The organism is Caulobacter sp. GW821-FHT11A05, assembly GCF_058809015.1.
Genome location: NZ_JBXASF010000010.1, coordinates 180,464 through 189,436, shown reverse-complemented (window position 1 = coordinate 189,436; position 8,973 = coordinate 180,464). Strand labels below are relative to the sequence as shown.

8 protein-coding genes are annotated in these 8,973 nt (G+C 71.0%); all 8 read right to left on the bottom strand.

Annotation, left to right across the window (positions count from 1 at the left end):
- Positions 1–16 precede the first annotated feature (16 nt).
- Positions 17–406, bottom strand: a complete 390-nt coding sequence (locus AC1RSK_RS15725; RefSeq protein ID WP_492908522.1) for a hypothetical protein — start codon at positions 404–406, stop codon at positions 17–19.
- 1 nt (position 407) lies between these two features.
- Positions 408–794, bottom strand: coding sequence for a hypothetical protein (locus tag AC1RSK_RS15720; RefSeq protein WP_492908521.1), 387 nt, complete (start codon positions 792–794; stop codon positions 408–410).
- Positions 795–816: 22 nt separating this feature from the next.
- A complete protein-coding gene (locus AC1RSK_RS15715; RefSeq protein WP_492908519.1) occupies positions 817–1,197 on the bottom strand; it encodes a hypothetical protein in 381 nt (126 codons plus the stop codon).
- A gap of 62 nt (positions 1,198–1,259) precedes the next feature.
- Complete coding sequence (locus AC1RSK_RS15710; protein ID WP_492908518.1) at positions 1,260–2,336, bottom strand: pentapeptide repeat-containing protein; 1,077 nt, start codon at positions 2,334–2,336, stop codon at positions 1,260–1,262.
- Positions 2,333–4,186, bottom strand: coding sequence for a hypothetical protein (locus AC1RSK_RS15705; protein ID WP_492908517.1), 1,854 nt, complete (start codon positions 4,184–4,186; stop codon positions 2,333–2,335). Before AC1RSK_RS15705 ends, AC1RSK_RS15710 begins: the two co-directional genes overlap by 4 nt.
- The gene (locus AC1RSK_RS15700) at positions 4,183–6,075 is read right to left on the bottom strand and encodes a hypothetical protein (protein ID WP_492908516.1); all 1,893 of its coding nucleotides are present in this window, start codon (positions 6,073–6,075) and stop codon (positions 4,183–4,185) included. The genes AC1RSK_RS15705 and AC1RSK_RS15700 overlap by 4 nt, the downstream gene beginning before the upstream one ends.
- A 7-nt stretch (positions 6,076–6,082) precedes the next feature.
- A complete protein-coding gene (locus tag AC1RSK_RS15695) occupies positions 6,083–7,735 on the bottom strand; it encodes a hypothetical protein (protein WP_492908515.1) in 1,653 nt (550 codons plus the stop codon).
- The gene (locus AC1RSK_RS15690; protein ID WP_492908514.1) at positions 7,732–8,964 is read right to left on the bottom strand and encodes a tail fiber domain-containing protein; all 1,233 of its coding nucleotides are present in this window, start codon (positions 8,962–8,964) and stop codon (positions 7,732–7,734) included. Before AC1RSK_RS15690 ends, AC1RSK_RS15695 begins: the two co-directional genes overlap by 4 nt.
- Between the last annotated feature and the right edge of the window lie 9 nt (positions 8,965–8,973).

Sequence of the window (8,973 nt, the reverse complement as noted above, 5' to 3'; positions counted from 1 at the left end):
GCGCCGTGAGCCCTGGCTACTTCTTCGCGGGCGGCGGCTTGCGCTCGGGCAGCAGGGTGACCAGCAGCACTCGGAAGTCATAGTTGACGCCGCTCAGCCGCACGGTGTGGGTCAGGTCTTCAGGGGTGGTGACCGAGACGTCGAACTGATCGGCTTCACGGGGCAGCCGCCAGTGGATCTGCACATAGCCCTTGGTGCAGCTGAAGCGGATGAAGCCCTCGGCGGCGACGCCTTCCTCGGTCGAGATGCTGGTCCATTTGCCCGAGCCCTGCTTGGCGACGATGGCGCCCGGCTTGGGCGGTCCCGGCGCCGCCCAGCTGCCCTGGACGTTCATGCCATCCTCGATCGCCAGCAGCTCCTGCGTGTGGTTCTGCAGCACGACGTCGACCTGGCGCTGGACACGCATGTCAGCCTCTCTTCCGCGTCACGGCGGGCGACAGGGTGACCAGGGCGGTCGGGCTGGCCGGGGACTCCTCGTAGAGCAGCAGGCGGTAGTCGAACTGCCGGGGGTTCACCTCGCGCTCCATGCTGAAGCGGCCGACCCACGGCAGGGCCCAATGCAGCTGGACCATGCCCATGGTCGAGGCCAGGCGAAGGAAGCCCTCGCAGCCGATCTGCAGCTGTTCCGAGGCGCAGGTCAGGCTGGCGGCGCTCTGGGCGGGGATGTTGCCGCCCTTGACGGTCAGGCCGAAGTCCGACTTCCAGCCGCCGTGGATCACCTCGGCCGCCTCGACCGTCATGGCCGATGGCGTACTGTTCTGAATGACCAGATGGACGCTTCTGTAGACTGGCATGACCGACCCTTTGTGGCGTCGGCTACTCGCGCCGGCTCTCGAGCACGGTGGCCAGGATGATCACCGCGTCGGGGTGGCGGTCGTCGATGACCACGTCGAAGCGCAGGCCGGTGACATCCTCGCGGACCACCTCGAACGGGCCGGCCCAGGGCAGCGACCAGCGCAGCAGCGGATAGCCGTGCGAGGTGCCGAACCGGACATAGGCCGAGGTGCCGGTGCCCAGCGCCGTCGAGACGCTGGTCCACTCCACCGCCGACTGTTCGCCGACCAGCATGCCCTGGGTGGGAGCCTGCTTTTCCCCCCAGGCGCCGGACAGCACGGCGAACCCCTGCACGGTCAGATTTTCGTTGGTGCTGTTCTGCAGGACGAGCTTGACGCTCCGGTACACCTGGGCGGTCGCCATGATTCCACCAATTCCTGTGTTTGCCTTGGGACAACTCTAGATTATGTTCGGCCTCTGTCCATTCAAAACCGCCGTTCCAGCACGTGGGCGGCGTCAAGATCGGCTCCGGTGAAGTCGGCGGAGGCCATTTCACAACCCGCAAAAGTAGCGCCGGCCAGTTTCGCCGCCTTAAGGCTGCTTCCGGCGAATCGGCAAGCCAGGAATCGGGCCTCGCGCAGATCGGCGCCGGAGAGGTCGGCGGCAGAGAAATCGACTTCCTCGAAGTCGCCGCCCGTGAGGATCGCCTCGCTCAGGTCCAGCCTCTGGGCCGAGCCGTTGGCCAGCCGCGTCCGCGCCAGGTTGGCCTTGGCCGCCTTGGCGTCGTCCAGCTGGCAGCGGTCAAACGCCGCGCCCTCCAGGTCGGCCCCGGCCAGGTTGGCGCCGGTGAGGTCGCAGCGGCTGAGGGCGGCGCCGCCAAGGTCGGCCCCGCTGAGGTCGGCGCCGGCCATCGGCGTCGCCTTCAGCTGCGCCCCGGCCAGCTTGGCCCCGGCCAGTTTGGCCGTCTTCAGGCTGCCGCCCCGCAGCCGCAGCCCGGTCAGGTTGGCGCCCCGCAGGTCGGCGCCGTCCATCGGATGGTGCGGGATCAGCCGGTAGTCGAAGGCGGTCTTCAGCCAGGGCGCCCCACCCTCGGCGAAGGACTCCAGCTGCTCCTTCAGCGTCCATTCGCTGGAATGGCGTCCACCCGGATAGCGGGACAGGTACCAGTCGACCCCGTCCTTGCAGGCGCCCAGCCGGGCCAGCAGCGGCTCGTCGACATGCCGGCCCTTGCCGGCCGCCGGCAGGGCGTCGGCCAGCGCCTGCAGGCTGGCGAACACCTTGGTCCCGGCCGGATAGGGGGCCGGATCGGTCTTGGCCGCCAGCACATAGATTGGCAGTCCCATGCCGGCCGCCAGCCCCATGCACAGGTGGGCCGCCGCATCGACCGGGTAGAGGGCCACCAGCATGGCGCACTTGGACATCAGCTTCTGGCGCGTCGCCGCCGGGCTGTCCTCAGCCAGCATCACCGGCTCCAGGCCGAGCGCCTCCATCCGGGCCGAGACCTCCCCCTCCAGTCCCCCGGCGTGGCCGGAGACGATGCAGACGCGGACGGGATGGCTCATTTGATGCGCATCGCCTTGATCAGGGTCATGAACGGCGGCTGGTTGGGGGCCGCGTCGGTGACGCCGGGCTTGGACTGCGGCGGCGGGCCGGTGACGTTGGGCGAGGCGTTGTTAGAGGAGGTGTTGATGGTGTGGACGTGGGAGTCGGTCGAGACGCTGCTGCCCGCGATGTTCTGGCCGGCCGTGCCGATCACCGAGGTGGTGTAGCCGGTGATGATGTGGCTGTGGTCGATGCGGTGGGTGTGGTCGCCCAGGGCGTAGCCGTGGGTGTGGCTGGTCGCTCCGCCGGTGGCGCCGATCTGGTCGTAGCTGACCGCGCCGCGCACATAGATGCCGCGCAGGTCCGGCGTCTTGGTCCCGACCAGCGGGCTCTCCGGATCGGTGATCGTCGAACCGTTGCACAGCTGGAAGCCGTCGCCCGTCCAGCCCAGCTTCTGGGCCCCGTTCCACCAGCTGATCACCGTGCCGACGGGAATGGCCGAGACGCCGTTTATCTGATGGCTGCCGTCGGCGAAGATCACCCCCTGCGACAGCCGCACCTCGCCATCGACGCTCAGGCGATAGGGCGGGGCGGCGACCCCGACGCCGACGTTCTGGTTGACCGCCAGCATCAGGCCGGGCGGTCCGTCGCCGGCCCCCGGCGAGCCGCTGTCAAAGACGATCTCGCCGGCTTCGCGAACCTCCAGGATGCTCTTGCTGGCCAGGAAGTTGATGCTGTGCTGGGCGCCGGCGTTGGCGCCGACTGCCTGCACCGAGCCGTCCTGCAGGAAGCGCAGGTCATGCTGGTCGTCGATCAACAGGTCGCCGGCCCGCACGGTCAACCGCGCCGCGCTGGTCCGCCCGCCGACCCCGATCTGACCGTCCAGCGACACCAGCAGGGCGGTGGTCAGCGGATCGCTGCGCACCCGCATGACCGACCCGCGGGCGATGGCGTAGGGCGCCTGTTCGAGCGCCGTCGCGGGGGAGGGGGAGACGGTCACCGTCTGGCCGCTGACCGACTGCACGGTCAGCGACTGGGCGGCCGTCACATCGATGGTCCCGAGGCTGGAGACCGGCGCGGGGGCCAGGATGCGGTCGCCGGCCACCACCGACGACAGCTGATAGGCCCCGTTGCCGAACAGCAGCTCGCCGTCGCTGCTGACGGTTCCGGCGGCGGCCTGCGGCGCGCCGGGCTGCACCGACAGCGCCACGCCGGAGGGGCTCTGCTGGCCGACGCCGACCGCGCCATGCACCGACAGCGCGCCGAACACATCGGTCAGCGGCGAGGTCACCACCAGCGTCTGGCCGGCCGCGTCCAGGGCCATGCTGGCCGCCGCCCCGCCCCCGGCCGGCGGCGCCATCGTCACCTCGCCGACCACCAGGCCGACATAGCGGCGGGTCGACAGGTCCGGCTCGCGCAGCCGCCGCTCGGGGGTGAAGCTGAGGCAGGCCAGCGGCACGGTCCAGCCGTCCATGAGCGGCGGATAGGACGACACCGGCAGCGTCGGAACATCGTCGATGCGGCAGTAGCCGGCCCCATGCGGGAACATGCGGTAGTCGGTGTAGTCCGTCTCCAGGCCGAGGCTCAGGTAGACCGTCGGCGCCACCTGGTCGCCGAGGTCCAGCGTCATCGTCTTGGTGACCAGGATCTCCCGCCCACCGCCGTCCACCGCCAGCCCTGGCGCGACGCTGATCGACTGGCCGTTCGGCAGAACCGTCACCTCCAGCCCCCAGGCCACGCCCCAGCTGTGCAGCGCCGAGCAGCGCAGCGCCTGGCTCTGCAGGTGATAGGTCTGCTCCAGCGAAAAATCGTCCGCCGTCAGCAGGCCGCTGCTCGTGAAATCCAGGCGCTGGCGGCTGTGGTCGGTCATTTGATGCGGATCAGCTTGAGCAGGCCAACATAGGGCGGCAGCGTCGAGGACGGGTCGGTCTGCAGGGTCTGGCCGGAATCGGAATTGGCCGCGCTGGTCTCGGTCGAGGCCTCGCCGACGCTGGCGGTCCATTTGTGCCCGTGGCCGGCGGCGGCGTTGTTGTCGCCGGCCCCGGCCATGCCGTCGTCGTCATTGGCGCCGCCCGAGACGCCGCCGGTGTCGGCGTGGGTGTGGGGAAAGCCGTGGGTGTGGGCCGGCACGACGTAGCCGTGGCTGTGGGTGTCGGCCCCGACGCCGCCATTGGCTTGGCTGTCGTTGGTCGCCCCGTAGATGAAGCGGTCGTCGAGGTTGGGCAAGGTCACGCCGTTAAACGGGCTGTCGGGATCGTTCACCACCCCGCCGGCGCAGATCATGAAGTTGGTCGGCGGCAGCTGGCTGGCAGTTCCCTGCCACCAGTCGATGATGGCCCCGATCGGCACGGCGTACTGGCTGCTGGTCTGGACGCTGCCGTCCGGGAAGACCAGGCCGGCGCCCTGGCCGGTCAGCTGCAGCGTCCCCGCCACGTCCAGCTTCTTCACCGGCGTCATGCCGATGCCGAGGTCGCCGGTCGCCGTCAGCAGCATGCCGAACGGGCCGGTCGCCGGGCCCTGGGGCGCGCCGGGGGGGGACGCCACGCGGCCGGGCAGCCATTGGATCTGGCCGACCTGGTCGAACTGCAGGCGGGTCGGGGCCGGCGTCGCGCCGGTGGCGGCGGGGGTCGTGGTGACCTGGAACTGGATGCTGCTGCCGCCGTCCTGGGTGGTGACCAGACCGTCGCCGCCGAACGACAGGGCCAGACCCGGCCCCGACACCTCGATGTCGCCGGTCCCGACGTGCAGCTGAGCCAGCGGCGGCGACACGCCAAGACCCATCCAGGCCCCGCGGTCGATGGTCAGGGCCGGCTGCCCCGAGGCGTTGCGCACCGAAACCACCAGCGCCTGCTCATAGGTGTAGGGCGCGTCCAGGCAATTGAGCGGCTTGTCGGTCACCGCCTCGGTCGCCGAGGTGATGCTGAGGATGCGGGCCTGCCGGAACTGCCCCTCGCGGTCGGCCAGCAGCAGGATGTCGCCGGGGTGCAGCACCGCGCCGAACTGCTCGTCGTTGGCCCGCACCACGGTGTCGTAACTGGTCAGCTGTCCAGGCCCAGGCAGGGCGACGCTGGGCGCCAGCACATCGAGGCAGGCCTGCGGCGACATGGTGCCCACCCCCAGCACGCCCTCGAGGATCGACAGGCTGGTCTCGGCCGGGGTGAGGTCCGTCGCCTTCTGTGGCGGGGCCGGGGCGACGGTCATCCGGTCGGCGTCGATGCGCAGGCCCCGCAGGCTGTCGCTGCTCCAGGCGACGATGGCGGCGGTGCGGTCGGTCAGCGGGTTGCGGAAGGTCAGCGAGCCGGCCGGGACCCCGGCGTAGACCCGGCCCTGCGTTGTCGCGGCCGAACCGTCCCAGGTCCCGAGCACCAGGTTGATCGAGGGATCGATGTCGGCCGGCGCCTGCCAGGCCAGCACCGGGTCCTCCAGCAACGTGCCGACCACGCCCGGCGGCGTCAGCACCCTGATCTCGCCATAGGTCAGGGTCAGCACATGGCCGGCCCCGTTCGGCGGCGGCTCCAGCCGGGCCTGGGCCAGCAGCACCAGCCGGCCCAGGCTGTCGACCCCAAGCCCCTGGCCGACCTGCAAAGCCCCGCCGCCGGTGGCCGGGCCGATCTGCAGCCCGCGCACGATGCCCCAGCTGTTCAGCGCCTGGCCGCCGGCCCGCTGCATGGCGATCTGGAAGGCCTGTTCGGCGGCGTAGTCGTCGGCGGCCAGGAACTCCCCGGGGAAATAGGCGGTCTCGGCTGGAGCGTTGCTCATCGCGGCCTCACCGGATCCGGATCAGCATGACCAGCCCGGCGCTGGTCGGCAGGCTGCTGGCCGGCTGGGTGTTCTGTCCCGCCAGGGCCGCGTCGTTGGGCAGGGAGGTGGTCTCGGGGCAGTCCTGCAGGAAGATCTGCACCGTGTGGGTGTGATCGGTGTTGCTGCATTTGGAATCGGTGGTGTCGCTGTCGCCGTGCGTGGTGTCGCTGCTGGTCCAGCGCTGGACGTTGGGGTGCAGGTGGATGATCGAATGGGTGTGGACCGGGATTTCCTGGATCTCGTGCACATGGGTCGCCGCGCCGCCGGTCTGGCCGATCAGGCCGTAGTCGTCGGTGCCGACCACCGAGACGCCCACCAGGTTGGGCACGGCCATGCCGTTCAGCTTGCTGAGCGGATCGGTGACCACCGAGCCGTCGCAGATCATGAACTCTTCCGGCTTGGTCACCTTGCCGTTGCCCGACCACCATTCGACGATGCCGCCGACCGGCACGGTGGTGGCGATGGCGGCGGTGTTCTGCAGCACCCCGTCGCCGAAATCGAAACCGTCCTTCATCGCCTGCACCGAGCCGGCGACGACCAGCGCCTGGCCGGGCGCCGCCACGCCGACGCCGACGTCGCCCTGGGCGGTGATGGTCAGGGTCTGCACGCCGCCAGACGCCGCCGCGCCGGAATAGAGATCGATGCGGCCGGCCTCGCTGAAGGTCATCCAGCCGGCCCCGGTCTGCGCGCCCCCGGCCGCCCCGCCCAGCGACAGGGCATGCAGGGCGGCGGCGCTCGGCGTGGCGCCGCTCTGCAGGGCGCCGGCCCCGCCGATGCGCAGGGCCTGGCCCTGCTCCAGGGCGATGGCGCCGGCCACGGTCAGCCGCGCGGTCGTGGTCGGCGCCGTTGGCCCCATGCTGGCGGCGCCGGCCTGGTCGACGGTCAGCACCGCGCCGCTGGCGTTGGACAACTCCATCAGGGTGGGCCGGCTGCTGGTCACGTCGAGGATGGCGCGCGGCTGCTGGTCGCCCAGGGTCAGCGACCCGGCCAGCTCCATCGCCCCGTCGAAGGTCACCGCCGGGGCGACCAGCGACAGCGCCGGCTGACCGGCCTTCACCTCCAGCTCGACGCGGGCCCCGACCGCCGCGGTCGTCGGCCCCTGGAACTCCAGCCGCCCCAGGTCATAGCCGCAGATCCGCCGGGCGATCAGGTCGATCTGGGCGATCTCGCCGTTGTCGGCCAGCACCACCGTGGCCAGGAACACCGCCTGGTCGTCCACCGTCTGGCCGGCGACCGAGAAGGTGGCGGTGGCGACAAAGGCCAGCCGCTTGTAGCCGCTGGCCAGCGAGGCCTGTGACGGGTCGGCGCGGGTCGGCTTGGCCAGCAGGAAGAGGTTGACCGCCTGGCCGCCCAGCCCCGGCGTCGCCAGGGCGATGGCGTCCTCGACCAGGATCTCCTGGCCGGACGGCTGGATGGCCACCCCCGGCGCGATGACCACCGAGCGGTTGTCGGACCCGGCCGTGACGTCCAGCCCCTGGGCGATGCCCCAGGTGTGCAGGCCGCTGTTGTAGAGGTGGCGCAGGCCGTCCAGATGTCCCCGCTGCGCCAGGAAGTCCGCGGCGCCCAGTTCCTGGCCGTCGAAATAGTTGGGCCGGCGGGGCAGCGCGCGGACGGTCATGTGGCGCTCTTGGGTTTCCCTTTCGGGGCGGGGGCGGGAGCGGGCGGAGCGGCGGCCGCCTCCAGGGCCTCGACCCGGTCGGTCAGGGTCTTCACCGCCTCGACCAACACGGCAATCACGGCGTTGTAGGACACCGCATGCAGGCCCTGGTCGTCAGTGTGCACCGCCTCGGGCAGCACCGCCGCCACCGACTGGGCCACCAGCCCGGCCCGCCGCACATGGCCGCCGGCCGGCAGGTAGGTGACGCCGGCCAGGCCGCGGACGATCTTCAGCGAGTCGGCCAGCGGTTCGATGTCGGCCTTCACCGCCGCGTCGCTGACCGAGAAGGCGGTGCCGGTCTGGTCAACCGACCACACCCGCTGGCCGTTGTAGGTCAGGTTGATCAGGGCGTAGCCGCCGCCCGGATTGGGCATCCCCAGGCTGATCACCCCGCCCTGCGAGGCGCCGTTGATGAAGCCGAAGCCGGCCGCCGCTCCGGTCGATCCGTTGGCCCCGAAATCGACCCCGACGCTCAGGGCCGCCGGGCCGGTCGCCCCAGGGCCGGCCAGGGTCGGCCCGACGGTGAGTTGGGTGACAGTCTGGGCGCCGCTGATGGTCGTCGGCTGGCCCGGCTGGGCGGCCGGCGCGACCGCCATGGCCTCGACGTGCGGGTTCCCGCCCGTTGTCGCCGCGGCGGGGGCGGGGGCCGGGGGCGGCGCGGGCGGCGACGGCGGCGGTTGCGAGGTCAGCAGCAGGTAGGCCGTCTGGCGGGTGGCCGTCGAGGGCGGGGGCGTGATCACCCCACCGGCCGCGACCGTCACCTGGCCCAGCACCACGCTCGGCGAGGTGGGGAGGGGGGCGGTGAGCGGCACGGCCACCTGCAGAATCGGCTGCTCGACGATCTTCTTGCCGGACTGCAGCTGCTGGCTGTTGGTCTGGCTGTTGTTATCGCCGTAGAGGATGCAGACGTAATAGGTCCCGGCCGCCAGGTTGGAAGTGGCCAGGTCGCGCATCAGGGCGGCGGCCAGGTAGATCGGCGTTCCAACTCCGTTGAAGGCCAGTCCCGGGCTGACCGTCAGCTGGCTGCCCGAGGCGGACAGGGTCAGCCCGTACACCACCCCCGGCGTGTAGAGCCCCTGGTTCTGGACGGCGACCAGGTCGCGCACATACTGCTGCTCGCGAATGAAGTCGGTCGGGGCCAGCAACTCGCCCTGGTAGTAGTAGGTTCGCGAAAGGGAGCTCTGGGTCATGCCTCTGGC

Coding starts and splice junctions, on each gene's coding strand:
- AC1RSK_RS15725 (WP_492908522.1), bottom strand. CDS start 406: ATGCGTGTCCAGCGCCAGGTCGACGTCGTGCTGCAGAACCACACGCAG.
- AC1RSK_RS15720 (WP_492908521.1), bottom strand. CDS start 794: ATGCCAGTCTACAGAAGCGTCCATCTGGTCATTCAGAACAGTACGCCA.
- AC1RSK_RS15715 (WP_492908519.1), bottom strand. CDS start 1,197: ATGGCGACCGCCCAGGTGTACCGGAGCGTCAAGCTCGTCCTGCAGAAC.
- AC1RSK_RS15710 (WP_492908518.1), bottom strand. CDS start 2,336: ATGAGCCATCCCGTCCGCGTCTGCATCGTCTCCGGCCACGCCGGGGGA.
- AC1RSK_RS15705 (WP_492908517.1), bottom strand. CDS start 4,186: ATGACCGACCACAGCCGCCAGCGCCTGGATTTCACGAGCAGCGGCCTG.
- AC1RSK_RS15700 (WP_492908516.1), bottom strand. CDS start 6,075: ATGAGCAACGCTCCAGCCGAGACCGCCTATTTCCCCGGGGAGTTCCTG.
- AC1RSK_RS15695 (WP_492908515.1), bottom strand. CDS start 7,735: ATGACCGTCCGCGCGCTGCCCCGCCGGCCCAACTATTTCGACGGCCAG.
- AC1RSK_RS15690 (WP_492908514.1), bottom strand. CDS start 8,964: ATGACCCAGAGCTCCCTTTCGCGAACCTACTACTACCAGGGCGAGTTG.